Origin of the sequence: Streptomyces sp. NPDC002564 (assembly GCF_042889645.1) — a bacterium.
Taxonomy (GTDB): Bacteria; Actinomycetota; Actinomycetes; order Streptomycetales; family Streptomycetaceae; genus Streptomyces.
Genome location: NZ_JBIARE010000014.1, coordinates 116357 through 140017 on the forward strand (window position 1 = coordinate 116357; position 23661 = coordinate 140017).

Below are 23661 nucleotides of genomic sequence, written 5' to 3' on the forward strand. Positions count from 1 at the left end.
TTTGGAGCGTCACTTTCCGGACGGCGCCCGGTGGCCGGGGGTCACTCCGTGACGAAGCCCTCCTGGAGGAGCCAGTCCAGGGCCACCTCGTGGGGGTCCTGACCCTCCACGTCCACCTTGGAGTTGAGGTCGCGGGCCACCGTGTTGTTCAGCTTCTTCGTGATGGGGGCCAGGACCTCGGCGATCGCCGGGAACTTCTTCAGGGACTCCGTGTTGACCTCGGGAGCCGCGTTGTAGTTGGGGAAGAAGTGCTTGTCGTCCTCCATCGTCGTCAGGTCCATCGCCTTGATGCGGCCGTCGGTCGTGAAGACCTCGCCGTAGGTGCACGTCCCCTTCGACGCCTGCGTGTAGATGATCCCGGTGTCCATCTTGGTGATGCTGGACGAGGGGATGCTCATCCCGTACGCCTTCTGCATGCCCGGCAGGCCGTCCTCGCGGGAGGCGAACTCGCTCTCCACGCACAGCGACACCGCCTTCGGGTCGGACTTGGCCAGTTTCGCCACGTCCGAGAGCGTCTTGGTCCGGTACTTCGCCGCGTTCTTCTTGTTGATCGCCAGCGCGTAGGTGTTGTTGAGCGTCGCCGGGGTCAGCCAGGTGACGCCGTTCTTCCGGTCGGCGTCGCGCACCGCCTGCCACTGCTTCTGCGGATCGGTGATCGGCTTGGTGTTGCCCTGGTAGGTGATCCAGGCGGTGCCCGTGTACTCGTACATGGCGTCCGCGTCACCGCCCTTGACGGCCTCCCGGGCCCCGATGGAACCCTGGATGCCGGTCCGGTCGAGGACGTCCGCGCCCGCCGCCTCGAACGCGATGCCCATGATCGCGCCGAGGATCAGCTGCTCGGTGAACTCCTTGGACGTGACGGTCAGATCGGCGCCCTTCAGGGGCAGCCCCTTGCCGATGGAGCCCGGCTTGACGTCGTCCACCATCGGGCTGCCGCTGGTGAGCCCGCACCCGGCGAGCAGCGCTCCGCCCAGTACGGCCACCAGGGCCGTGCGCGGTGAGACCCTCATGACTCCACCTCCAGCCCGCGCGGGCGCAGGAGCAGTTCGGCCAGCGAAGCCAGCCAGTCCACCAGGAGCGCGAGCGCGATCGTCAGGATCGAGCCGAGCATCAGGACCGGCATGCGCTGGTTGGTCATCCCCGTCGTGATCAGGTCGCCGAGCCCGCCGCCGCCGCCGAACGTGGCGAGCGTCGCCGTGCCGACATTGAGGACCAGGGCCGTGCGCACGCCCGCGAGGATCAGCGGTACGGCCAGCGGGAGTTCGACCTTGCCGAGCACGCCCAGCGGCGACATGCCGATGCCGCGCGCCGCCTCCAGGAGGGTCGGGTCGTTCGCCTTCAGGCCCGCGATCGTGTTGGACAGGACCGGCAGCACCGCGTAGATGATGATGCCGATCAGGGCCGCCTTCTCGCCGATGCCGATCCAGATCACCAGCAGCGCCAGCAGGCCGATCGCGGGGGTCGCCTGGCCGATGTTGGCCAGCGCCATCGCGGCCGGCGCGCCCTTGCGCAGCCGCCTGCGGGTCAGCAGGATCCCCAGCGGGATCGCGATGATCAGGACGAAGAACGTCGAGATCGCGGTCAGCTGGATGTGCTGGCGCAGTCGCAGCCAGACGTTGCCGTTGGCCAGCGCGTTCCGGGAGATCGAGTCCAGGTCGGCCTCGTGGAACCACCACCAGGTCGCCAGCAGGATCACGGCCAGCACGGCGGGCAGGAACGTCAGCTTCTGCCAGGTCACCTTCGGCGGCTGCTTGCGGACCGGCGGCGGCACCGGCGCCTCCTGCTCGCCCTCGCCCGCGTCACGGAAGGCCAGCCCCTTGACCTCGTGCTCGCCCTCGGGGCGGGACGGCTCCTTGGGGGAGGGCCTGCGGTCCGGGATCCGGGGGGTGCCCCCGGCGTCGCCGCTCACGCCTTCGCCTCCCCGCCGTCACCCTCCTGCTCGAAACGGGTCAACTGCGAGCGCTGCTCCTCCAGTTCGTGCTGGTGCTCCACCGCCTCCAGGCGGTCGGCCTCCAGCATCTCGTGGACGGAGTTCATCAGCGTCTCCATGTCGACGACGCCGGTGTACTCGCCGCGCCGCCCGGTCACCGCGACCCGGCCCGCGTTGTCGGTGAGGACCGCCTCCAGCGCGTCGCGCAGGGTGGCGTCCCGGGTCACCGTGTCGTGCACGAGCGTGCCCGCGCGGGCCAGCGATCCCTTGGCGCGCATCAGGTCGCCGCGCCGCAGCCACTTGTAGGGGCGCCCGCGCTTGTCCAGCAGGAGCAGTTCGTTGGTGGTGCCGCCGCGCAGCTTGTCGAAGATGTCCTGCAGCGGGTCGTCGACGGTCACCGTCGGGATGTCGGCGATCTCCACGTCCCGTACGCGGGTGAGGTTGAGCCGCTTCAGGGCCGCGCCCGCGCCCACGAAACCCGAGACGAAGTCGTCCGCGGGATTGGTGAGGATCGCCTCGGGGGTGTCGAACTGGGCGATGTGCGAGCGCTCGCGCAGGACGGCGATGCGGTCGCCGAGCTTGATGGCCTCGTCGAAGTCGTGCGTGACGAAGACGATCGTCTTGTGCAGCTCGTGCTGGAGGCGGATCAGCTCGTCCTGGAGGTGGTCGCGGGTGATCGGGTCGACCGCGCCGAACGGCTCGTCCATCAGCAGCACGGGCGGGTCGGCGGCCAGCGCGCGTGCCACGCCGACGCGCTGCTGCTGGCCGCCGGAGAGCTGGCGCGGGTAGCGGCCGTGGAACTCGGCGGGGTCGAGCCCGACCAGGTCGAGCATCTCCTCGACCCGGGACTTGATCCGCGACTTGCCCCAGCCGACCATCCTGGGCACCAGCGCGATGTTCTGCGCGACGGTCATGTGCGGGAAGAGCCCGGAGGACTGGATCGCGTAGCCGACCTTGCGGCGCAGCTTCACCGGGTCGATGTCGGTGACGTCCTCGCCGTTGATGCGGATGCGGCCGCTGGTCGGCTCGATCAGCCGGTTGATCATCTTCAGGGTGGTCGACTTCCCGCAGCCCGAGGGGCCGACGAAGATGACGATCTCACCCGCCTTGATCTCCATGTTCACGCTGTCCACGGCCGGGTCGCTGCTGCCCGGGTAGCGCTTGGTGAGGTTCTCCAGCTCGATCGTGGCGCCCGAGGTGGTGGTGGCGGCCCGCCCGGCGCCCTCGTCCCTCGTGCTCTCGCTGGCGGTGGTCTCAGACACGGATCCCCCTCGGGATGGTCAGCCGGCCGATCAGGACGTACGCGGCGTCGAAGAGCAGGGCAAGGACGATGATGCCGAGGGTGCCCGCGAGCACCTGGTTGAGGGCGTTCTTGCTGCCCAGCGAGCCGATGCCGCGGAAGATCTCGTTGCCGAGGCCGGGCCCGGAGGCGTACGCGGCGATGGCGGCGATGCCCATCAGCATCTGCGTGGAGACCCGGATGCCGGTCAGGATCGGCGGCCACGCGATGGGCAGCTCCACCCGGAAGAGCCGGGCCATGCGGGACATCCCGATGCCCTTGGCCGCGTCGACCAGCGAGGGGTCGACGCCGCGCAGGCCCACGATGGCGTTGCGCACGATCGGGAGCAGCCCGTACAGGGTCAGTGCGATGACGGTCGGCGCGACGCCGAGCCCCACGACCGGGATCAGCAGGCCGATCATGGCCAGGGACGGGATGGTGAGGATGGTGGACGTGGTGGTCGTGGCGAGATTGCCCGCCCATTCGCTGCGATAGGTGAAGACGCCGATCAGTACGCCGATGACGGTGGCGACGACCATGCACTGGAAGACGGCGCTCGCGTGCTGGTACGCGTCCGTCAGCAGTTGCTGGTGGCGGTTGCCGAGGTAGTCCCAGAAATTCACTGAAGTGCTCACCTCGCCCTTCCGGAGGTACTCACGAAGTCGGTGACTCGGGGTGACTCAGGGATCTTCGGACGCCTGCTCCACCAGCGGGATGATCCGCAGCGGAACGGGGTTTTCCATGACGATCGCCGTGGAAGCCCGGACGATGCCATCAAAGCCCACGACCCGGTCGATCACACGTTGGAGATCCGCGTTCGACCGGGCCACGAGGCGGCAGAGCATATCGCCGTGACCGGTGATGGTATGCAGTTCAAGCACCTCGGCCACGGTGTCCAAATGCGCCCGTACGTCCGCTCCCTGGCCCTGTTTGATCTCCAGGGTCGCGAAGGCCGTGACGGGATAGCCGAGCGCCGCCGGATCGACCTCCGGACCGAAGCCGCGGATGACTCCATTGGACTGAAGCCGGTCCATCCGTGCCTGCACCGTGCCCCGGGCGACCCCGAGCCTGCGGGAGGCCTCCAGGACCCCGATGCGCGGCTCACGCGCCAGGAGCACGATGAGCCTGCCGTCCAGATGATCGATCGCCATGACGCCTCCGTGATGGTCATGATGTACAGATAGCCTGCCCATCCTGGCCAGTGGCTGTGCACATTGACCACTGAAAACGCGAACTATTGCGCACCTTGTGGTTCGGCGGGAGCCTCAAGTCATGACTGAGACCACCACCCACACCACCCCTGACACCGCGCGCGAGGCCGACCCCTTCCCGGTCAAGGGAATGGACGCGGTCGTGTTCGCCGTGGGCAACGCCAAGCAGGCGGCGCACTACTACTCCACGGCGTTCGGCATGAAGCTGGTCGCCTACTCCGGACCGGAGAACGGCAGCCGCGAGACCGCGAGTTACGTGCTCACGAACGGCGGTGCGCGCTTCGTCCTCACCTCCGTCGTCAAGCCCTCCACGGACTGGGGTCACTTCCTCTCCTCCCACGTGGCCGAGCACGGCGACGGCGTCGTCGACCTCGCCATCGAGGTCCCGGACGCCCGGGCCGCGTACGCCTACGCCGTCGAGCACGGCGCCCGCGGCATCACCGAGCCCTACGAGGTCAAGGACGAGAACGGCACGGTGGTCCTCGCCGCCATCGCCACCTACGGCAAGACCCGCCACACCCTGGTCGAGCGCACCGACTACGACGGGCCGTACCTGCCCGGTTTCGTGGCCGCGAACCCGATCGTCGAGCCGCCCGCCAAGCGCACCTTCCAGGCGATCGACCACTGCGTCGGCAACGTCGAGCTCGGCAAGATGAACGAGTGGGTCGGCTTCTACAACAAGGTCATGGGCTTCACGAACATGAAGGAGTTCGTGGGCGACGACATCGCGACCGAGTACAGCGCGCTGATGTCGAAGGTGGTGGCCGACGGGACGCTGAAGGTCAAGTTCCCGATCAACGAGCCCGCCATCGCCAAGAAGAAGTCGCAGATCGACGAGTACCTGGAGTTCTACGGCGGCGCCGGCGTCCAGCACATCGCGCTCGCCACGAACGACATCGTCGAGTCCGTGCGCACGATGCGCGCGGCGGGCGTGCAGTTCCTCGACACGCCCGACTCGTACTACGACACGCTGGGCGAGTGGGCCGGTGAGACCCGGGTGCCGGTCGAGACCCTGCGCGAGCTGAAGATCCTCGTCGACCGCGACGAGGACGGCTACCTCCTGCAGATCTTCACCAAGCCGGTCCAGGACCGGCCGACCGTCTTCTTCGAGATGATCGAGCGGCACGGGTCGATGGGCTTCGGCAAGGGCAACTTCAAGGCGCTCTTCGAGGCGATCGAGCGGGAGCAGGAGAAGCGAGGGAACCTCTAGGCGGCGTCTGCCGCGGGCCGCGCCCTGCTCGTCCTCGCACGCCGGACGGGCTCGAAGGGCTCGCCCCCGCCGCACGCCGGACGGGCTCGAAGGGCTCGCCCCCGCACGCCGGACGGGCTCGAAGCGCCCCTCCTTCATCGCCGGGCAGGTGCTTGTCGCCTGCCCGGCGTCTTCGTGGCGGCGGCGGGCTAGGGTGCCCGCATGGCCAGGATCAATGATGTCGGGGGCATGCAGGGGTTCGGGGCGCTCGACACCGGGGACGACACCGAGCCCTTCCGCGCCGACTGGGAAGCGCGCGTCTTCGCGCTGAACAGCGCCCTGGTGCGCGAAGGCGTCTACCACCTCGACGAGTTCAGGGACGCCATCGAGACGATGGAGCCCTCCGCGTACCTCGCCGCCTCGTACTACGAGCGCTGGTTCCACGCCATCCGCACCCTCCTCGAACGCAAGGGCGTGCTCGAACCCGGCGCGCTCGATGTCTGACCGCTACGCGCCCGGCGCCCGCGTCCGCACCGTCCACCGCGACCCGCCCCACCACACCCGCCTGCCGCGCTACGCCCGCGGCAAGCGCGGCGTCGTCGTCGAACCCGAGGGCCGCCACCCGCTCGCCGACGTCCGCGCGCAGGGGCGGGACGACGCGCCCGTCGAGCAGGTCTACGCCGTGCGGTTCGCGGCACGCGAGCTGTGGGGCGAGGGCGACCACGACGTCGTGCTCGACCTGTGGGAAAGCTATCTGGAGGACGACACGCCATGAGCGGTACGCACGCCGACGCGCGGATCTCCCGCCAAGTCCGGCGCCTGGAAACCCTGTTGGAGGAGCGCGGGATCGTCGTCGGCGCCGCGCTCGACGAGATGCTGGACGCGTTCCTCGCCGGCGCGAGCCCGCTGAACGGCGCCCGGGTCGTCGCGCGGGCCTGGACCGACCCGGCGTACAAGGAGCGGCTCCTCGCCGACGGCACGACGGCCGTCACCGAACTCGGCTACGCCGCCGGGGGAGTCCAGCCCCAGCGCCTGCGCGTCGTCGAGAACACCGCCAACACCCACAACGTCGTCGTGTGCACGCTGTGCTCCTGCTACCCGGTGCGGCTGCTCGGCCCCTCGCCGAGCTGGTACAAGAGCGAGGCCTACCGCTCCCGCGTGGTGCGCGAACCCCGCGCCGTCCTCGCCGAGTTCGGCCTCCACCTGCCCGCGACCACCCGGATCACCGTCTGGGACTCCAGCGCCGAGACCCGCTACCTGGTCCTGCCCCGCCGCCCCGCGGACACGGACACCCTGCCCGAGGACACCCTCGCGTCCCGCGTCACCCGCAACGGCCTCATCGGCACGGCCGCGCTCTAGGGGGCGTCTCTCCGATCTGCGCGGGTCCACGAAGATCGGAGAGACGCCCCCTAGGGCGCCTGACGCGAGGCGCCCCGAGCGCCGGACGAGCCGCTCGCGGTGGACCGGGCGGAGGGCTGCGCCGACGGCAGGCGCGGGGGCTGGACCGGGCGGAGGTTCTGGCGGCGCGCCGACGGCGGTGGGCCCTGGGGGACCGGGGGCGGGGCGTACATCTGCGCGGGGCCGCCCTCCGGCGGCTCGCCCAGGGCCTCCAGGGCCTCCTTCGCCGTGGGGACGCCCAGCGGGGAGAAGAACGGGTTGATGCGCAGCGCCTCGCCGAGGTGCCGGCGCGCGGCGCCGTAGTGGCCGAGGTCCCGCTCGATCTGACCCCGGTGGAAGGCGAACAAGGCGCTGCGCGGGCCCTTGTCCATCGCCTTCGTGACCAGCTTCAGGCCCGCCTCGCCGTCGCCCGAGCGGTGCAGCGCCCAGCCCAGCGCGTCCGCGTTCTGCGGGCTGCGGTGCCGCTCGTACTCGGCGGTGAGCCGCTCCACCGCCGCGTCCGCGTCACCGTGGTCCGCCTCGAACAGGCCGAGGATCCGCTCGTTGTTGACGCCGTCCGCGCGCTCCTGGCGCACCCGCGTGCGCAGCACCTCGTACTGCGCCTGCGCCGCCGGACGCAGCTTCAGCGACTCGTACAACTCGCCCAGCTCCAGGGCGTACTCGGGCAGCGGATGCCGGGTGAGCGCCGCACGGTAGGCGTGCAGCGCCTCCGAGGAGCGGCCGAGCGCGGCCAGCACGCGGCCCCGGCCCGCCAGCGACGGATGGTGCCCGGGCTCCGCGGCGAGCGCCGCGTCGTAGTACCGCAGCGCCTCCGCCGGCTCGCCCCGCTCCCACGCCAGCTCCCCGACGCGGTACAGGCCCGCGGACTTCTCCGCCGGGGCCTCGGCCAGCGCCGCCGCGTCCGTCAGCGCCGCGTTCGCGTCCTCGCGCCAGCCGCGGTCCCGGTAGACCTGCCCGGTCCGCGTCATCACCGCGGTGCCCGAGCCCAGCTCCTGCAGCGACTCCAGGGCCCGGCCCACGCCCTTGGCGTCCCCCAGACCGCTGTACGCCTCGATCAGCGCCGGATACGCCGTCCACCGCTTCGGCGCCTGCCGCGCCGCCTGCTCGCCCCAGGTGCGGGCGGCCCGGTAGTCGTGCCGGGCGTTGGCGAGCGCGGCCAGGCCCGTCAGCGCCTCCGGATTGCCCTGCGGCCGCGCCTTGAGGGAGGCCCGCAGCGCGCCCTCCGCCTTCGGATAGTTCCGGACGTCCGCGGTCCGCAGCCCCTGCGCCACGTACGCCGAGCCGAGCACCGCCCAGGACTGCTCGTCGCGCGGGTGCGCCCGCAGGTGCGCCTCGCGTTCCCCGATGAGCGCCGCCAGGTCCGGCAGCGCGGCCGGCACGCCCGCCCCCACCGCCGCCATCGCCCGCCCGGCGGGCCCCAGCGCCGGGGGCTTCGCGTCCCCGCCGTCCGCGGGCAGCAGCACGAGGACGCCGCCGAGCACCACGCTCCCCGCGACCGAGCCGATCAGCACACGCTTCACCGAAGGCTTCATGACGTCACTGTGCGTCAATACGAAGAGCACACCCCGGCACGGGAAGGGCGTCGCACACGGGTTCACACCGATGGCCCCGGGTGCGAGGCTGTGATCATGAGCCGCACCCTCATCGCACTCCTCCAGGAGGGCCTCCCGGCCGAGGCGGTCCTCACCGACCCGGACGTCACCTCCGCGTACGCCCACGACATGGCCAGCTTCTGCGCCGCGGGCACGCCCGCCGTCGTGGTCCTGCCGCGCACCGTCGAGCAGGTCCAGCACGTCATGCGCACCGCCACCGAGCTGCGCGTCCCCGTGGTCCCGCAGGGCGCCCGCACCGGCCTGTCCGGCGCCGCGAACGCCAGCGACGGCTGCATCGTGCTCTCCCTGGTCAGAATGGACCGCATCCTGGAGATCAGCCCCGTCGACCGCATCGCGGTCGTCGAGCCCGGCGTCGTCAACGCCACGCTCTCCCGCGCGGTCGGCGAGCACGGCCTGTACTACCCGCCGGACCCCTCCAGCTGGGAGACGTGCACCATCGGCGGGAACATCGGCACCGCCTCCGGCGGCCTGTGCTGCGTGAAGTACGGGGTCACCGCGGAGTACGTCCTCGGCCTCGACGTCGTCCTCGCCGACGGACGGCTGATGAGCACCGGCCGCCGCACCGCCAAGGGCGTCGCCGGATACGACCTGACGCGCCTGTTCGTCGGCTCCGAGGGCAGCCTCGGCATCGTCGTGCGCGCCACCCTCGCGCTCAAGCCCGAACCGCCCCGACAGCTGGTCCTCGCCGCCGAGTTCGCCTCGACGCAGGCCGCCTGCGACGCCGTCTGCGCGATCATGGAGGGCGGACACGCCCCCTCGCTCCTCGAACTGATGGACCGTACGACGGTGAAGGCCGTCAACGACCTGGCCCGGATGGGCCTGCCCGAGACCACCGAGGCGCTCCTGCTGTGCGCCTTCGACTCCGTCGACCCGGTGTCCGACCTCGCCGCCGTCGGCGCGCTCTGCACGACCGCGGGCGCCACCCAGGTGGTCCCCGCCGAGGACACCGCCGAGTCGGAACTGCTGCTGCAGGCGCGGCGGTTGTCGCTCACCGCGCTGGAGGCCGTCAAGGGCAGCACGATGATCGACGACGTGTGCGTGCCGCGCTCCCGGCTCGCGGACATGCTCGACGGCGTCGAGCGCATCGGCGAGAAGTACGGCCTGACCATCGGGGTCTGCGCGCACGCGGGCGACGGGAACACCCACCCCACCGTCTGCTTCGACGCGGCGGACCCCGACGAGGGCAGGCGCGCCCGCGAGTCCTTCGACGAGATCATGGCCCTCGGCCTGGAGCTCGGCGGCACCATCACCGGCGAGCACGGCGTCGGCATCCTGAAGAAGGAGTGGCTAGCGCGCGAGATCGGCCCGGTGGGAGTGGAGATGCAGCAGGCCGTCAAGGCGGCCTTCGACCCGCACTCACTCCTCAACCCGGGCAAGCTCTTCTGACCCGACTCGTTCTCCGCCCCCGTGGCGGCCGGGTTCACTCACCGTCCTTGGACTCGTCCGAGGGCCACGGGTCGCGCAGCCACAGCTCGTCGGCGTGGGCGCGGCCCGGGGTGGGCGCGAGCAGCTCGGCGAGGCCGTCGTCGATGCCGAGCCGCTCGGACTCAGAGCCCGGAGGGACCACCCGCAGCGTCCGCTCCAGCCAGGCGGACACGGCGGCGGCCGGCGCCTCCAGGAGGGCGTCGCCGTCCGGCGAGCTCAGCGCCATCAGGACGACGCTGCGCCCGTCCACCTTCGTCGGCCACACCCGCACGTCGCCGTGGCCGCACGGCCGGAACACCCCCTCGACCAGGAGCTCCCGGGCGAACGTCCAGTCCACCGGGTGCTCGGAGCCGATGTGGAAGGCGATGTGGACGGCGTAGGGGTCGTCGGTGCGGTAGGTGAGGCGGGCCGGGACGGGGATGGCCCGTTCCGGCGACAGGACCAGTTTGAGCTCCAGCTCGCGTTCCACCACGGAGTGCATGTCGTTGCCCTTCCTTCTCCTCATGGGGTCCGGAAAGCGGACCCGTACGAGTGGAGAGCGCGCGATCGCCGGAGCATTACGCGGGTTCCGGAAAATTTCTCCGGACGACTTCGCGGCGGCGGCGGGCCGGGGCACGCACGGAACGCGGGGGATGTGTGAGGAGCGTGCCCGGAAAGTGGTCCGTAGGCCCGGACCCGCCCGGTGGCACACGGAGGTCTGATAGATGTGGACCCCCCAAATAGCCCCCGAGCAGATACGGGACGACGGACATGAGCGCCCCAACTCCGGCCCCAGGCGACGACCGGCCGCGCGAAGGCTACTACCCCGACCCGTCCATTCCGGGATATGTCCGGTACTGGAACGGTGCCGCCTGGGTGCCCGGTACGAGCCGTCCCGCCCCGTCCGACGGCGAGCCGCTGCCCGCACCGCCCCCCGGAGCGGGCACCGGCCCGGGGGCCGCGCCGCCGCCCGTGGAGGAGACGGGCCCGCACTTCTTCGACGAGGAGCCGCAGCCCGGTCCGTCGGAGGGGTCCGGCCAGCAGGCCCCGCAGGGCCGGGCCGACCAGCACGGCGCCCGGCCCGAGCCCGCGTCCGCCTGGCAGGCCGACGCGGGCCGCCAGGCGGGCCTCGGCGCCGAGCCGGACCACCGGGTGTCCTGGGGCGCGGGACCCGGCCAGGGCGACCCGCGGGTGCCGGACGAGGGGGCGCCCCGCGCGGAAGCCGACGGCGCCGCGCCCGCGGCCGACCCCGCGCCGAACCCGCCGGCGGGGCAGGCGCCCGAGGTGCCCCGGCCCGCCGGGCCCGCGCACGACGAGAGCAACCCCGGCACCGTCTCGATCCGCGCCGTGAAGCCGGGCGCGGCCCGGCCGCCGACGGCCGAGGGCACCGTGACGTTCCGCCGCCCCACCGGGCCGGTGAGCCCCGCTGCGGGCAGGCCGGGCGGCGCGGCCACGCCCGCCGCGTCGGGCGGCGCCGAGGGCACCATGGCGATCCGCGCCGTGCGCCCCGCGTCCGCCCAGCAGGGCGGCCGCACGGCGGCCCCCGCCCAGCCCTCCGTACCGCAGCAGGGCACGCCGTCGCCGCAGGCCCACCGGCCCCAGCCCCCGTCCCCGCAGCAGTCCCCCCAGCAGCCCCAGCAGCCCGCCGTGCCGCAGCAGGGCGGCCTGCCCACGCCCGTCACCTCGGGACCCGGCGGCGGCTCGCCGTCCTGGGCCCAGCAGGTGCACCAGCTCGCCCAGTCGCCGGCCCCGCAGGGCGAGGGGCAGCCCGTCGTGCCGTGGAAGCCGGTGGCCGAGGACCCCTTCCTCGCGGTCGCCCGGGCCCAGGCGGCGGCCCGTCCCGCCGGGCTCGGCAGGCGCCTCGCGGCCCGGCTCGTCGACACCGTCGTCCTCCTCGCCGTGACCGGCGCCGCCGCGCTGCCGCTGGGCACCAAGGCCGCCGACCACATCGACGACAAGATCGACGCGGCGAAGCTCTCCGGTGAGCAGACCACGGTCTGGCTGCTCGACGGCACCACCGCGGGCTACCTCGGTCTCATCCTCGCCGTCCTGCTGCTCTTCGGCGTCGTCTACGAGGCGCTGCCCACCGCCCGGTGGGGCCGCACCCTCGGCAAGAAGGTGTGCGGCATCCAGGTCCGCGACATCGAGGGGCACGAGGCGCCCGCCTTCGGGGCGGCGCTCAGGCGCTGGCTGGTGTACAGCGTGCCGGGCGTCCTGGTGATCGGCGTGGTGGGCGTGGTGTGGTGCGTCTTCGACCGTCCGTGGCGCCAGTGCTGGCACGACAAGGCGGCGAACACCTTCGTCGCGGGGTGAGGGCCGGGTAACCCGGTCAGCCGCTCGCCGGATGCGGAGCAGGGGCCGTCGCGGTCGACTCGGGCCATGAGCACCGAACCGCCGCAATACCCCTCGCCGGACGACGACCCGTTCAAGAAGCAGCAGCCTCCGCAGGGCGGCGGCTCCCCGTACGACACCCCGCCCGCGGGCGAGGGGCCGCCCTACGGCGCCCCGCCGCCGGGCTCGGGGCCCCCGCCGCCCGGCGCGGGCGGCGGCTCGCCCTACGGTGCCCCGCCCCCGCCCTACGGCGGCGACCCGTACGGCGGCGGACCCGGTGGCTACGGCGGGCAGGACCCGCTCGCCGGAATGCCTCCGCTCGCCGACAGCGGCAAGCGCGTGCTGGCCCGCATCATCGACATGATTCTGGTGGGCATCGTCGTCGGCCTGTTGTCGTGGGCGTTCGGCACGGCGGAGTACGACATCGACCCGGACAAGGTGAACACGGGCAAGTCGTTCGGCCAGTCGCTGCTGGCCGCCGTGCTCTACATCGCGTACGACACCTTCCTGATCTCCAGGACCGGGCAGACGCTCGGCAAGAAGTGGCTCGGCCTGCGGGTCGCGAACCTGAACGACGGCGCGACGCCCACGCTGCAGACCGCGCTGGCCCGCGCGGCCGTCCTGTGGCTGCCGTTCGCCTTCTGCTGCGCCTGCATCTGGACGGCGATCTGCGGCGGCTGGAGCTTCTTCGACAAGCCCTACAAGCAGGGCCTGCACGACAAGGCGGCCAAGACGGTGGTGGTCAGCGTCTAGCGCGGCGTCCCCCAGGTGCCCCGGGCGTCATCCGGCGACGGACGGCGCCCGGTGCGGCGGCGGCACCTTCAGGCGGCGGGTCCGTGACTCACGGGCCCGCCGGTTCGCGTACGGAGTCGGCGAGCACGGAGCGCTGGGCGGGGACGCGCCCGTCGGCGGAGGCGGCGGCGGGCCCGGAGCGGGCGGCGGGCGCCGCTGGTTGTTTGGGCAGCGGGACCGTCAGGGCGACCAGTAACCCGAGGCCGAGCGCGGCCAGGGCTATCACCGCGATACCGACTCCCGAACTGGTCTGGGAGAGCAGCAGCATGGCGAGGGTCGAGAAGACGACGGTCACCGACCCGTAGGTGATCTGTGCGGTGGTCGGACGTGGCATGGGACGAGGCATGACGTGATCCGTCCTCGGCAGGGATCCCCCCGCGTCTTGTGGCCGCGGGGGCGGATGCGGATGTGTGAACGGCTGTATACGAATCAAAGGGTGCTCGACGGCGGCGACTTGGGATGTGTCGCCCCGCGCTGTGGCGCACCGTCGATTGACTCTATTCCGCTGCATGCCCGACCGGAACGGGTAGTAAGCGTGACCTAACCCACGGTGCCGGAGCATGGGGGGCGCACGGGTTCATGGCGTCCAGCAAGTGGACGGTCGGGCGCGCCCGTTGGCCGGTGGCGCGGCGGCTCCCCGGCGTCCGGATACCGGTGCCGCGCGTCTGCATAGTGCACTTGGTATGTGCAAGTCAAGGTCTGTCTTTTCTCCCGTACTTCCGGTCGAATGTCGTCACTTGTGACGCGTACATCGCGCGCGGACCTCCTCCGACCGGGAATTCGGTCCGCCAATTCTCGCGCGGGCGCGGGGGAGGAAAGCATCAAGTGACAGTCAGAACACGGACGTTCAGAGCCACCGCGGTGGCCGTGGCGATGGCCGCGGCCGCCGCGACGTACTCGGCGGCGACCGCGACGGCCGACACCGGCACCTCGGGGGCGCCGGCCGTCGACCGCCAGGACCCGTCGCGGGCCAAGGCGCAGGTCGACCACGACCTGGACGGACCCTTCAGCAAGCAGCAGGCGCAGCAGCGCAAGGCCGCCCTGCAGCAGGTCGTCGCGGGCGACGCGAAGGTCCAGAAGCGGGGCGGCTCCCAGGTCGTCAAGCTCGACGACAAGAAGTACGTCGAGCTGGGCCGGGAGAAGACCGACAAGATCTTCACGATCCTGGTGGAGTTCGGGAACAAGGTCGACGACACGACCATGTACGACCCGGACGGCCCCGAGGGTCCCGAGCAGCCGGTCAAGAAGTACGGCGGCAAGCCCGGCCCGCTGCACAACAAGATAGCCAAGCCGGACCGTGCCAAGGACAACAGCACGGCCTGGCAGAAGGACTACAACCAGAAGCACTTCAAGGACCTGTACTTCGGGAAGGGCAAGGACTCCAAGGGCAAGCAGAAGGAGTCCCTGAAGACCTACTACGAGAAGACGTCGTCCGGCCGCTACTCGGTCGACGGTGAGGTCTCCGACTGGGTCAAGGTCGACTACAACGAGGCCCGTTACGGCTCGAACTACTGCGGCGACACCAACTGCCCGAACGTCTGGGACGCGGTCAAGGACGGCGTGACCGCCTGGGCGAAGGACCAGAAGGCCAAGGGCCGCACGGACGCGCAGGTCAAGGCGGACCTGGCCAAGTACGACCTCTGGGACCGCTACGACTTCGACGGCGACGGCAACTTCAACGAGCCGGACGGCTACATCGACCACTTCCAGATCGTCCACGCGGGCGAGGACGAGTCGGCCGGCGGCGGCGCCGAGGGCGAGAACGCCCTGTGGGCGCACCGCTGGTACGCGTACGGCAACGACGCGGGCAAGACCGGTCCGTCGGACAACAAGGCCGGCGGCACCCAGATCGGCGACTCGGGCATCTGGGTCGGCGACTACACGATGCAGCCGGAGAACGGCGGCCTCGGCGTCTTCGCCCACGAGTACGGCCACGACCTCGGTCTGCCCGACCTGTACGACACCTCGGGCAAGGGCGAGAACTCGGTCGGCTTCTGGTCGCTGATGTCGGCCGGTTCCTGGCTCGGCACCGGCAAGGACGCCATCGGCGACCTGCCCGGCGACATGACGGCCTGGGACAAGTTCCAGCTGGGCTGGCTCGACTACGCCAAGGCCAAGGCCGCGACGACGTCCGAGCACAAGCTGGGCGTGTCGGAGTACAACACCCGTCACCGCCAGGCGCTCGTCGTCGACCTGCCGAAGAAGGCCGTCACCACCACCGTCGTGAAGCCCGCCGAGGGCGCCAAGCAGTGGTGGAGCGACCAGGGCGACGACCTCAAGAACACCCTCACGCGCAGCGTCGACCTGACCGGCAAGGCCAAGGCCGAGCTCTCGCTGTCGGGTTGGTGGGACATCGAGGCCAACTACGACTACCTCTACACCGAGGTGTCGACGGACAACGGCGCCAACTGGACGCCGGTGGACGGCACCGCGGACGGCAAGCCGATCACCCGTGACGCCGGCGACAAGCCCGCGTTGACCGGTGTCTCCGGCGCGTACAAGAAGCTGGTCTTCCCGCTCGACGCCTACGCGGGCAAGAAGATCGACCTGCGCTTCCGCTACTCCACGGACGGCGGCGCGGGCGGCAAGGGCTTCACGGCCGACGCGCTCGCGGTCACCGCGGACGGCACCAAGCTGTTCGAGGACGGCGCCGAGGGTGACGACAACGGCTGGACGGCGAAGGGCTTCTCGCGCATCGGCGAGTCCTTCACCAAGAAGTACGACCAGTACTACCTCGCCGAGAACCGCCAGTACGTCTCGTACGACAAGACCCTCAAGGTCGGCCCGTACAACTTCGGCTTCTCGCAGTCGCGTCCCGACTGGGTCGAGCACTACCCGTACCAGACCGGCCTGATGGTCTGGCAGTGGGACACCTCGCAGAAGGACAACAACACCAGCGCCCACCCGGGCCAGGGTCTGATCCTTCCGGTGGACGCCCACGCCAAGCCGCTGAAGTGGAAGAACGGCACGATCCTGCGCAACAAGATCCAGCCGTTCGACGCGCCCTTCAGCACGTACGCCACCGACGCGTTCACGCTCCACAACGCGGACGTCGCGCTGAAGGTCAAGTCCCAGAAGGGCGTCCCGGTCTTCGACGACCGCAAGGGCACCTACTGGTACAAGGAGAACCCCACCGGAAGTGTCAAGGTCACTGACACCAACACTCAGATCAAGATCATCAAGCAGCCGAAGGATGGCTCCTCGATCACGGTCCAGGTGGGCCCCTCCAAGAAGTAATTAGCGTTTCCGCAGGTCAAACCATGATCGGCCGTCGCCCTCTAGCGGGCGGCGGCCGATCGTGTTTAGGTGCGTGCTGTGGATTGCTTATTGACGCGGGGCCCGGCTGCGACCGGCCGGGACCTCGCACGATGTCTCACGGGGGTGTGACGAACCATGTCCGCAGGAGGTTTCTGCAAGCTGCCGAACGGCAGCGTGGTGGTGGCGCTGACGCTGCCGAGCCCGTCGCCGGGCGGCGGCACGGTCAGGATGATCGTGCACGCCGTGAACCGCGCGAGGGCCCTGACGCGGCTGCGGAACCTCGGGCTGCGGGCGGTCTACCTGAGGGGCAACGCGGAGCCGCCCACGCCGGACGAGGTCACGGCCGTCCTGCACCACCCGGACGGCCTGATATGGCGCACGGCCCCGGACGACGCGGCCGAGCTGTGGCACCCGATCAGGGCGCTGCGCAGACAGACCCGTGGCGCGCCGAGCTCCAGCGGGTCCGGGATGCGGTTCTGACGGCCGTCCTGCGTCCGCGGGCCGCGGGTCAGACGACGGGCTTCCCGATGAGCTCGACCCCGGCCGAGCGGAGCTCGGCCAGCGCCGCCTCGGTGCTGGCCGCGCCGACGCCCGCCGTCAGGTCCAGCAGCACGGTCGTCCTGAACCCCTCCCGCGCCGCGTCCACGGCGGTGGCGCGCACGCAGTGGTCCGTCGCGATGCCGACCACGTCGACCTCGGTGATCCCGCGCTCCCGCAGCCACCGCGCCAGCGAGAGGCCGTTCTCGTCGGCGCCCTCGAAGCCGCTGTACGCCGCCGAGTACGCCCCCTTGTCGAAGACCGCGTCGATCGCGCCGGAGGCGACCGCGGGCGCGAAGTTCGGGTGGAAGCCGATGCCCTCGGTGCCGGCCACGCAGTGCGGCGGCCACGAGTCGACGTAGTCGGGGTGGTCGGAGAAGTGGGCGCCGGGGTCGATGTGGCTGTCCCGGGTGGCCACCACGTGGCGGTAGCCCGCCGGGGCCTGGCCGATCAGCTCGGTGATGGCGGCGGCCACGTCCGCCCCGCCGTCGACCGCGAGGCTGCCGCCCTCGCAGAAGTCGTTCTGCACGTCTACGACGATCAGTGCGCGGCGCATGGCGGGTGTCCTTCGGCTCGGCGTGCGGGGGATCGGTGGGGGACTCGGCCGGATGATCCGAGCGTAGAGACTCCGGTCCTGATGCGGGAGGGGGCACCGGCCCCGCGCTTGCGGACGGGTGCCCGCGAGCGCCCGCGGACGGTGCCCGGGGTCAGACGTACTCCGTGGGGATGACCGCCTCGCCGCGCGAGAGCTGCGTCGCCGACAGGGGGAGCCGGGCGCGCGCGGCGGCGTGCCGGTCGCGGACCGCGTCCAGCGGCTCGCGGGCCACCACCTCGCCGCCCTTGACCAGCTCGACCAGGAGCTGCTCGTCGGCCAGCGCGGTGGGCACCGGGCCGGTGCCGACCACCTCGGCCTCGGCGACGCCGTGTCCGTCGGTCCGGCGCGCGGCCCACTTGCGGCCGCCGAGGGAGGACTTGGCGCCGAGCGACTTCTTCGCCACCGGCTCCAGCGGGGCCTTGGGGTCCGCCGAGTGCGCGCGGGCCACCAGCTTGTAGACCATGGAGCAGGTCGGGTGCCCCGAGCCGGTGACGAGCTGGGTGCCCACGCCGTACGCGTCCACGGGCGCCGCCGCGAGCGAGGCGATGGCGTACTCGTCGAGGTCCGAGGTCACGACGATCTTCGTGTTCGGGGCACCGAGCTCGTCCAGCTCCTTGCGCACCCGGTGCGCGACGAGCAGCAGGTCGCCGGAGTCGATGCGCACGGCGCCGAGCTCGGGCCCGGCGATCTCGACGGCGGTGCGGACCGCCTCGGTCACGTCGTAGGTGTCGACGAGCAGCGTGGTGCCGCGGCCCAGCGAGTCGACCTGGGCGCGGAAGGCGTCGCGCTCGCTGTCGTGCAGCAGGGTGAAGGCGTGGGCGCTGGTGCCGACGGTCGGGATGCCGTAGCGGAACCCGGCGGCCAGGTCCGAGGTGGTCGCGAAGCCGCCCACATAGGCGGCGCGGGAGGCGGCGACGGCGGCCAGCTCGTGGGTGCGGCGGGCGCCCATCTCGATCAGCGGCCGGTCACCGGCAGCGGAGGACATCCGGGAGGCGGCGGCCGCGATGGCCGAGTCGTGGTTGAGGATGGAGAGGATCACCGTCTCAAGGAGCACGCACTCGGCGAAGGAGCCCTCGACCCGCAGGATCGGCGAGCCGGGGAAGTACACCTCGCCCTCGGGGTAGCCCCAGATGTCGCCGCCGAAGCGGTAGCCCGCCAGCCACTCCAGGGTCGCCTCGTCCACGATGGCGCGCTCGCGCAGGAAGCCGAGCACGTCCGTGTCGAAGCGGAAGTTCTCCACGGCGTCCAGGACGCGGCCGGTGCCGGCCACGACGCCGTAGCGCCGGCCCTCGGGCAGCCGGCGGGTGAAGACCTCGAAGACCGAACGCCGGTCGCCGGTACCGGCCCTCAGCGCGGCCTGCAGCATCGTCAGCTCGTACTGGTCCGTGAAGAGCGCTGTCGACGGAACATCCACCGGCAGGCCAAGGTCCGCTGTGTTCATACGAAGGATGCTACCCCCAATCTCGTCACTCTGACGATTTCAACGCCCGCGGCGCAGGCCATTTGTGCGAGGGCCCTGCGGGAGTGGCAGCATGGCCCCTGTGAGTACGCCCCGCCCGTCCTGCGCCGCCACCCTTCCGCGGAAGGGTGCCGCCCGCTGCGCCACTCCGGTCGAGACCACCCGCCCGGAAGCGGACGAAGAGACCTTCGCCGTCCCCGAGCCGGACGTCCCCTGGATCACGCTCGTCCACAACGACCCGGTCAACCTGATGAGTTACGTGACGTACGTGTTCCAGACGTACTTCGGGTACTCGAAGGAGAAGGCCACGAAGCTGATGATGGACGTCCATCACAAGGGCCGCGCGGTCGTCTCCACCGGTACCCGCGAGGAGATGGAGCGCGACGTGCAGGCCATGCACGGCTACGGCCTGTGGGCCACCCTTCAGCAGGACCGCAAGTAGCCCCCCGCGAGCAGCGCATGGACCGGAAGCAGCGACGCATCTGATGCCAGGACAATTCGAACCGATCCCCGGGGGCGGCGCCGCCGTCGCGCTCGACGAGGTCGAGGTCTCGATCATCCGTTCCCTCGCCGTGCAGCTTCTGGAGCTGATCGGGCCGGGGCCGGGCGGCGAGGTCTCCGACGACCCGCTGGCGGAGTTGTTCGCCGAGGGGCCGAGCGAGCCGCCCGCCGACCCGGTGATGCGGCGCCTGCTGCCCGACGCCTACGGCGGGCCCGGCGCCGAGGGCGCCGAGGGCGGCGCGGACGGCGCGGGCGACGCGGAGGAGGCGCGGGCGTATTCGGCCGAGTTCCGCCGGTTCACGGAGAACGACCTGCGGGCCAAGAAGCGTGACGACGCCCTGGTCGTGATCCGCTCGCTGGACGCGATGACGTCGGCGGGCGAGGGCGGGGCTGTCCTGAAACTGTCGGTCGAGGAGTCCCGGCACTGGCTCGGGGCGCTCAACGACCTGCGGCTCGCGATCGGCACCCGCCTGGAGGTCGCCGACGAGGACGACGCCGATCTGCTCTACCGGCTGCCCGACTCCGACCCCCGCAAGCCGATGGTGATGGCCTACCTCTGGCTCGGCGGACTGCAGGAGACGCTGGTCGGGACGTTGCTGGGCTGAGCCGCCGCGGCGCCGCGAAATTCGGTGCAGGGGGCACCGAATATTGTTGTATCGGACAATTTCCGGCCCCCGGAGAGCCTGTTCGCTCAGCGGATGCTCAAATCCGGATAACGATCGAGTCACTTCATTGCCCGGCTTTATGGCGTCAAGGGCATTTTGTCCGCTTCTCCCTGTGGGCTGCGCCACAGATGGCTTGTTCCCTCACTATTGCCACCGTGATAAATCTTCACGACCGCTCGGTGACGCCACCCATGTCGCCGAGGGCGCTTCAGCCGGCAGACCGCCGGTAGCACTCCATCCATATCCGGGGGGATCAGGACCTGATCCGCAGCCACAACGCAGATGTGCGGGCGCGGATCAGCATGGAGAAAGGCGTCACCATGACCTCAGTGCAGGTCGAAGAGCACCACGACGAGCACGGCAATGGGGTCGTGCAGGGCTCGTCCGGCGAGGGCGAGGGCTATCAGCGCGGGCTCGGGGCCCGGCAGATCCAGATGATCGCGATCGGCGGTGCCATCGGCACCGGCCTGTTCCTCGGCGCGGGCAAGGCCATCCACAAGGCCGGACCCAGCCTCATCCTGGCGTACGCCATCGCGGGCCTCGTCATCTTCTTCATCATGCGGGCGCTCGGCGAGCTCCTCATGTACCGGCCCGTGTCCGGCTCCTTCTCGGAGTACGCACGCGAGTTCATGGGCCCGTTCTTCGGATTCGTGACCGGCTGGACGTACTGGCTCTTCTGGGTCGTCACCGGCATCACCGAAGTGACCGCGGCCGCCCAGTACATGCAGTACTGGACCCACGACTCCTTCCCGCAATGGGCCTACGCGCTGGTCTTCACGGTCATCCTGTACGGCGCGAACCTCATCTCCGTGAAGCTCTTCGGCGAGCTGGAGTTCTGGTTCTCGATGGTCAAGGTCACCGCGATCATCGGCATGATCCTGATCTGCGTCGGCATCCTCACCATCGGCTTCTCCGACGCCGGTGACACCGCCTCGGTGACCCACCTGTGGAACGACGGCGGCTTCTTCCCCAACGGCATCGGCTCCACGCTGATGACCCTGCAGATCGTGATGTTCGCCTTCCTCGCCGTCGAGCTCGTCGGCGTCACCGCGGGCGAGTCCAAGGACCCGAAGACCGTCCTGCCCAAGGCCATCAACACCGTGCCGTGGCGCATCGCCGTCTTCTACGTCGGCGCGCTGATCATGATCCTGTCGGTCGTGCCGTGGACCTCCTTCAAGCCCGGCGTCTCGCCGTTCGTGAAGGCCTTCGAGGAGATGGGGCTCGGCGTCGGCGCCGCCATCGTGAACTTCGTGGTCCTCACCGCCGCGCTCTCCTCCTGCAACTCCGGCATGTACTCCACCGGCCGCATGCTGCGCGACCTGGCGCTCAACGGCCAGGGCCCGAAGTTCTTCACCAAGCTCACGAAGAACGGCCTGCCGCTGATCGGCACCACGGTCTCCGCCGCGTTCATGCTGGTCGGCGTCTGGATCAACTACCAGTGGCCGGGCGAGGCGTTCAACTACGTCGTCTCCTTCGCGACCATCTCCGGCATGTGGGCCTGGATCATGATCCTGTGCTGCCAGATCCGCTACCGCCGCAAGGCCGACCGCGGCGAGCTGCCGCAGTCCACCTTCCGGGCGCCCGGAGCCCCGTACACCAGCTGGTTCGCCCTGCTCTTCATCGGCATGGTCATCGTGATGATGGGCGTCGACAAGGACGCGCGGATCTCGCTGTACGCGGCCCCGGTCTGGGCGGCGATCCTCACCGTCTCCTACCTGGTCCTCAAGAGCCGCAACCCGCAGGCCGCGGCCTTCAGCAAGCGCAAGGTGACGGCTGACCGGGCCGACCGGGCCGACCAGGCCGACCGGCACTGACACCGGCGCTCCCCGGAGCGCACCGTCCGGCATGCGGGCCCGCGCGTACCACACTTCGGTACGCGCGGGCCCCTCTGCTTATCCTGACTGCCATGCTGACCATCACCCAGGCCCTCCACGACCAGATCGTCGCGCACGCGCGCCAGGACCACCCCGACGAGGCCTGTGGCGTGGTCGCGGGCCCCGAGGGCACCGGCCGCCCCGAGCGGTTCATCCCCATGCTGAACGCCGCGCGCTCGCCCACGTTCTACGAGTTCGACTCGGGTGACCTGCTCAAGCTGTACCGCGAGATGGACGACCGCGACGAGGAGCCGGTGATCGTCTACCACTCGCACACGGCGACCGAGGCCTACCCCTCGCGCACCGACATCACCTACGCCAACGAGCCCGGCGCGCACTACGTCCTGGTCTCCACCGCGGACACCGACGACGCGGGCCCCTTCCAGTTCCGCTCCTACCGGATCGTGGACGGCGAGGTCACCGAGGAAGAGGTGCAGGTCGTCCAGGCATACTGAGCCCGACCACCTTCGAGGCGGCAGGAGCCAGGAAGCCGGTGCGAACCCGGCACGGTCCCGCCACTGTGACCCCACCCCTCCACCGGGGCGGGGGAGTCAGGAACTGACCTGCCGCCTTATCTCCACGCAACGCAGGGGACGCGGAAATCCCCTGGAGGAGGCAGCTCAGCCATGTCCCGCCGTCCCACCGGCATACGCGCGCTCGCCGCGGCCGCCCTGCTCGTCCCGCTCGCCGCGTGCTCCTCGTCCGACGGCGAGGCCGGCACCGGGCCCGCCGCCCGGGCCGCCGGATTCCCGTACACCGTCACCAACTGCGGCGTGAAGACGACGTACGAGGCACCCCCGAAGCGCGCCGTGCCCATGAACCAGCACGCCACCGAAGTGCTGCTCGAACTCGGCCTCAAGGACCGCATCGCCGGGACCGCCTACCTCGACGACCAGGTCCTGCCGCGGTACGAGAAGGCCTACAAGTCCCTCCCGGTGATCGCCAAGGAGTACCCCTCCTACGAGAAGCTGCTCTCCGTCGACCCCGACTACGTCTACGGCGGCTACGCCAGCGCCTTCCTCGCCGGCGACGGCCGCAGCCGCGCCGCGCTCGCCAAGTCCGGCATCCACAGCCGCCTCAACGTCGAGGGCTGCGCCAAGCGCCCGGTCTCCATGGACGACGTCTACCGCGAGGTCCGCGAGGTCGGCTCCACCTTCGGGGTGCGCGACCGCGCCGACCGCTGGGTCAAGGGCGCCCAGCGCGAACTGGCCGCCACCGCCGCGCGGGCCAAGGACAAGAAGCCCCGCGCCGTCTTCGTCTACGACAGCGGCGACAAGACCGCGTTCACCGCCGGCGGCCGCGGCATCGGCAACGACATCATCGAGCGGGCGGGCGGCCGCAACGTCTTCGGCGACGTCGACAAGTCCTTCAGCGACGCGTCCTGGGAGAAGGTCGTCGAGCGCAGGCCCGAGACCATCCTGATCCTCGACTACGGCGCCACCACGGTCGAACAGAAGAAGAAGCGCCTCCTGCAGGACCCGGTCCTCCAGGACGTCCCCGCCGTCAAGAACAAGAGCTTCGCGGTATTGCGCCTCTCGGACGTGGTCACCGGCGTACGAGCACCCGAGGCGGTGCGGAAGCTGGCGGCCCAGCTGTGAGGACGACGCCCGTCCGGCGACCGGGGA

Annotated in this window: 24 protein-coding genes and 1 riboswitch; of the genes, 14 read left to right on the plus strand and 10 right to left on the minus strand. The window is 70.9% G+C overall.

Features of this window, described 5'->3' with window-relative positions; translation table 11 throughout:
- Window positions 1–41: 41 nt before the first annotated feature.
- The 5 genes from ACFYXE_RS34145 to ACFYXE_RS34165 are packed head-to-tail and all read right to left on the minus strand — an operon-like array spanning window position 42 to window position 4360.
- Window positions 42–1010, minus strand: a complete 969-nt coding sequence (locus ACFYXE_RS34145; protein WP_389319323.1) for a glycine betaine ABC transporter substrate-binding protein — start codon at window positions 1008–1010, stop codon at window positions 42–44.
- Window positions 1007–1879, minus strand: coding sequence for an ABC transporter permease (locus ACFYXE_RS34150; protein ID WP_389319388.1), 873 nt, complete (start codon window positions 1877–1879; stop codon window positions 1007–1009). The genes ACFYXE_RS34145 and ACFYXE_RS34150 overlap by 4 nt, the downstream gene beginning before the upstream one ends.
- Window positions 1880–1905: 26 nt before the next feature.
- A complete protein-coding gene (locus ACFYXE_RS34155; RefSeq protein WP_389319325.1) occupies window positions 1906–3192 on the minus strand; it encodes a betaine/proline/choline family ABC transporter ATP-binding protein in 1287 nt (428 codons plus the stop codon).
- Window positions 3185–3832, minus strand: a complete 648-nt coding sequence (locus ACFYXE_RS34160; RefSeq protein WP_389319390.1) for an ABC transporter permease — start codon at window positions 3830–3832, stop codon at window positions 3185–3187. The genes ACFYXE_RS34155 and ACFYXE_RS34160 overlap by 8 nt, the downstream gene beginning before the upstream one ends.
- Window positions 3833–3889: 57 nt before the next feature.
- Window positions 3890–4360: an Lrp/AsnC family transcriptional regulator gene (locus ACFYXE_RS34165; RefSeq protein ID WP_361177996.1), complete on the minus strand. Its 471-nt coding sequence runs from the start codon at window positions 4358–4360 to the stop codon at window positions 3890–3892.
- Between the two features lie 121 nt (window positions 4361–4481).
- Between ACFYXE_RS34165 and hppD the strand changes: the two genes are divergently transcribed.
- The 4 genes from hppD to nthA all read left to right on the plus strand — a co-directional run bounded on the left by hppD (window position 4482) and on the right by nthA (window position 6968).
- Window positions 4482–5630, plus strand: a complete 1149-nt coding sequence (gene hppD, locus ACFYXE_RS34170; RefSeq protein ID WP_389319328.1) for a 4-hydroxyphenylpyruvate dioxygenase — start codon at window positions 4482–4484, stop codon at window positions 5628–5630.
- A 201-nt stretch (window positions 5631–5831) separates the two neighbouring features.
- Entirely contained in the window at window positions 5832–6113 is a 282-nt protein-coding gene (locus ACFYXE_RS34175) for a hypothetical protein (RefSeq protein WP_361178000.1), read from the plus strand.
- The gene (locus tag ACFYXE_RS34180) at window positions 6106–6384 is read left to right on the plus strand and encodes an SH3-like domain-containing protein (RefSeq protein ID WP_361178003.1); all 279 of its coding nucleotides are present in this window, start codon (window positions 6106–6108) and stop codon (window positions 6382–6384) included. The genes ACFYXE_RS34175 and ACFYXE_RS34180 overlap by 8 nt, the downstream gene beginning before the upstream one ends.
- Window positions 6381–6968, plus strand: a complete 588-nt coding sequence (gene nthA, locus ACFYXE_RS34185) for a nitrile hydratase subunit alpha (RefSeq protein WP_389319331.1) — start codon at window positions 6381–6383, stop codon at window positions 6966–6968. The genes ACFYXE_RS34180 and nthA overlap by 4 nt, the downstream gene beginning before the upstream one ends.
- A 50-nt stretch (window positions 6969–7018) precedes the next feature.
- Here nthA and ACFYXE_RS34190 read toward each other — a convergent pair whose 3' ends face one another.
- Window positions 7019–8539, minus strand: a complete 1521-nt coding sequence (locus ACFYXE_RS34190; RefSeq protein WP_389319333.1) for a tetratricopeptide repeat protein — start codon at window positions 8537–8539, stop codon at window positions 7019–7021.
- Window positions 8540–8635: 96 nt separating this feature from the next.
- Here ACFYXE_RS34190 and ACFYXE_RS34195 point away from each other — a divergent pair, with 96 nt between their 5' ends.
- Entirely contained in the window at window positions 8636–10006 is a 1371-nt protein-coding gene (locus tag ACFYXE_RS34195; protein WP_389319335.1) for an FAD-binding oxidoreductase, read from the plus strand.
- Window positions 10007–10040: 34 nt separating this feature from the next.
- On the opposite strand, the gene ACFYXE_RS34200 is transcribed toward ACFYXE_RS34195, so the two are convergent.
- A complete protein-coding gene (locus ACFYXE_RS34200) occupies window positions 10041–10526 on the minus strand; it encodes an SsgA family sporulation/cell division regulator (protein WP_361181445.1) in 486 nt (161 codons plus the stop codon).
- Between the two features lie 269 nt (window positions 10527–10795).
- Here ACFYXE_RS34200 and ACFYXE_RS34205 point away from each other — a divergent pair, with 269 nt between their 5' ends.
- Window positions 10796–12337, plus strand: a complete 1542-nt coding sequence (locus ACFYXE_RS34205) for an RDD family protein (RefSeq protein ID WP_389319338.1) — start codon at window positions 10796–10798, stop codon at window positions 12335–12337.
- A 66-nt stretch (window positions 12338–12403) separates the two neighbouring features.
- Window positions 12404–13108, plus strand: a complete 705-nt coding sequence (locus ACFYXE_RS34210) for an RDD family protein (RefSeq protein ID WP_389319340.1) — start codon at window positions 12404–12406, stop codon at window positions 13106–13108.
- 88 nt (window positions 13109–13196) lie between these two features.
- On the opposite strand, the gene ACFYXE_RS34215 is transcribed toward ACFYXE_RS34210, so the two are convergent.
- Window positions 13197–13481: a hypothetical protein gene (locus tag ACFYXE_RS34215; RefSeq protein ID WP_389319342.1), complete on the minus strand. Its 285-nt coding sequence runs from the start codon at window positions 13479–13481 to the stop codon at window positions 13197–13199.
- Window positions 13482–13972: 491 nt separating this feature from the next.
- Here ACFYXE_RS34215 and ACFYXE_RS34220 point away from each other — a divergent pair, with 491 nt between their 5' ends.
- Together ACFYXE_RS34220 and ACFYXE_RS34225 are read left to right on the plus strand one after the other, a co-directional pair.
- Window positions 13973–16384: an immune inhibitor A domain-containing protein gene (locus ACFYXE_RS34220; protein WP_389319344.1), complete on the plus strand. Its 2412-nt coding sequence runs from the start codon at window positions 13973–13975 to the stop codon at window positions 16382–16384.
- 156 nt (window positions 16385–16540) lie between these two features.
- Window positions 16541–16885: a hypothetical protein gene (locus tag ACFYXE_RS34225; RefSeq protein WP_361180106.1), complete on the plus strand. Its 345-nt coding sequence runs from the start codon at window positions 16541–16543 to the stop codon at window positions 16883–16885.
- 28 nt (window positions 16886–16913) lie between these two features.
- Here ACFYXE_RS34225 and ACFYXE_RS34230 read toward each other — a convergent pair whose 3' ends face one another.
- Window positions 16914–17498, minus strand: a complete 585-nt coding sequence (locus ACFYXE_RS34230; RefSeq protein WP_389319347.1) for a nicotinamidase — start codon at window positions 17496–17498, stop codon at window positions 16914–16916.
- A 151-nt stretch (window positions 17499–17649) separates the two neighbouring features.
- Window positions 17650–18978, minus strand: coding sequence for a nicotinate phosphoribosyltransferase (locus ACFYXE_RS34235; protein ID WP_361180101.1), 1329 nt, complete (start codon window positions 18976–18978; stop codon window positions 17650–17652).
- A gap of 91 nt (window positions 18979–19069) precedes the next feature.
- Here ACFYXE_RS34235 and clpS point away from each other — a divergent pair, with 91 nt between their 5' ends.
- From clpS to ACFYXE_RS34260, 5 genes are all read left to right on the plus strand, one after another.
- A complete protein-coding gene (clpS, locus tag ACFYXE_RS34240) occupies window positions 19070–19438 on the plus strand; it encodes an ATP-dependent Clp protease adapter ClpS (RefSeq protein ID WP_389319350.1) in 369 nt (122 codons plus the stop codon).
- Window positions 19439–19481: 43 nt separating this feature from the next.
- The gene (locus ACFYXE_RS34245) at window positions 19482–20102 is read left to right on the plus strand and encodes a DUF2017 domain-containing protein (RefSeq protein WP_389319352.1); all 621 of its coding nucleotides are present in this window, start codon (window positions 19482–19484) and stop codon (window positions 20100–20102) included.
- Window positions 20103–20482: 380 nt separating this feature from the next.
- Complete coding sequence (locus ACFYXE_RS34250; RefSeq protein WP_389319354.1) at window positions 20483–21976, plus strand: amino acid permease; 1494 nt, start codon at window positions 20483–20485, stop codon at window positions 21974–21976.
- Window positions 21977–22068: 92 nt separating this feature from the next.
- Entirely contained in the window at window positions 22069–22491 is a 423-nt protein-coding gene (locus tag ACFYXE_RS34255; protein WP_361180092.1) for a M67 family metallopeptidase, read from the plus strand.
- Window positions 22455–22618, plus strand: a riboswitch (cobalamin riboswitch). Its footprint overlaps the gene before it by 37 nt.
- A 44-nt stretch (window positions 22619–22662) precedes the next feature.
- Window positions 22663–23634, plus strand: a complete 972-nt coding sequence (locus tag ACFYXE_RS34260; protein WP_389319356.1) for an ABC transporter substrate-binding protein — start codon at window positions 22663–22665, stop codon at window positions 23632–23634.
- The last annotated feature ends 27 nt before the right edge of the window (window positions 23635–23661 follow it).

Bases quoted from the DNA above. Each gene is read 5' to 3' on its own strand.
- ACFYXE_RS34145 (WP_389319323.1), bottom strand. From the start codon at position 1,010: ATGAGGGTCTCACCGCGCACGGCCCTGGTGGCCGTACTGGGCGGAGCG.
- ACFYXE_RS34165 (WP_361177996.1), bottom strand. From the start codon at position 4,360: ATGGCGATCGATCATCTGGACGGCAGGCTCATCGTGCTCCTGGCGCGT.
- hppD (WP_389319328.1), top strand. From the start codon at position 4,482: ATGACTGAGACCACCACCCACACCACCCCTGACACCGCGCGCGAGGCC.
- ACFYXE_RS34175 (WP_361178000.1), top strand. From the start codon at position 5,832: ATGGCCAGGATCAATGATGTCGGGGGCATGCAGGGGTTCGGGGCGCTC.
- ACFYXE_RS34180 (WP_361178003.1), top strand. From the start codon at position 6,106: ATGTCTGACCGCTACGCGCCCGGCGCCCGCGTCCGCACCGTCCACCGC.
- nthA (WP_389319331.1), top strand. From the start codon at position 6,381: ATGAGCGGTACGCACGCCGACGCGCGGATCTCCCGCCAAGTCCGGCGC.
- ACFYXE_RS34190 (WP_389319333.1), bottom strand. From the start codon at position 8,539: ATGAAGCCTTCGGTGAAGCGTGTGCTGATCGGCTCGGTCGCGGGGAGC.
- ACFYXE_RS34195 (WP_389319335.1), top strand. From the start codon at position 8,636: ATGAGCCGCACCCTCATCGCACTCCTCCAGGAGGGCCTCCCGGCCGAG.
- ACFYXE_RS34200 (WP_361181445.1), bottom strand. From the start codon at position 10,526: ATGCACTCCGTGGTGGAACGCGAGCTGGAGCTCAAACTGGTCCTGTCG.
- ACFYXE_RS34205 (WP_389319338.1), top strand. From the start codon at position 10,796: ATGAGCGCCCCAACTCCGGCCCCAGGCGACGACCGGCCGCGCGAAGGC.
- ACFYXE_RS34210 (WP_389319340.1), top strand. From the start codon at position 12,404: ATGAGCACCGAACCGCCGCAATACCCCTCGCCGGACGACGACCCGTTC.
- ACFYXE_RS34215 (WP_389319342.1), bottom strand. From the start codon at position 13,481: ATGCCACGTCCGACCACCGCACAGATCACCTACGGGTCGGTGACCGTC.
- ACFYXE_RS34225 (WP_361180106.1), top strand. From the start codon at position 16,541: ATGTCCGCAGGAGGTTTCTGCAAGCTGCCGAACGGCAGCGTGGTGGTG.
- ACFYXE_RS34230 (WP_389319347.1), bottom strand. From the start codon at position 17,498: ATGCGCCGCGCACTGATCGTCGTAGACGTGCAGAACGACTTCTGCGAG.
- ACFYXE_RS34235 (WP_361180101.1), bottom strand. From the start codon at position 18,978: ATGAACACAGCGGACCTTGGCCTGCCGGTGGATGTTCCGTCGACAGCG.
- clpS (WP_389319350.1), top strand. From the start codon at position 19,070: ATGGCCCCTGTGAGTACGCCCCGCCCGTCCTGCGCCGCCACCCTTCCG.
- ACFYXE_RS34245 (WP_389319352.1), top strand. From the start codon at position 19,482: ATGCCAGGACAATTCGAACCGATCCCCGGGGGCGGCGCCGCCGTCGCG.
- ACFYXE_RS34250 (WP_389319354.1), top strand. From the start codon at position 20,483: ATGACCTCAGTGCAGGTCGAAGAGCACCACGACGAGCACGGCAATGGG.
- ACFYXE_RS34255 (WP_361180092.1), top strand. From the start codon at position 22,069: ATGCTGACCATCACCCAGGCCCTCCACGACCAGATCGTCGCGCACGCG.
- ACFYXE_RS34260 (WP_389319356.1), top strand. From the start codon at position 22,663: ATGTCCCGCCGTCCCACCGGCATACGCGCGCTCGCCGCGGCCGCCCTG.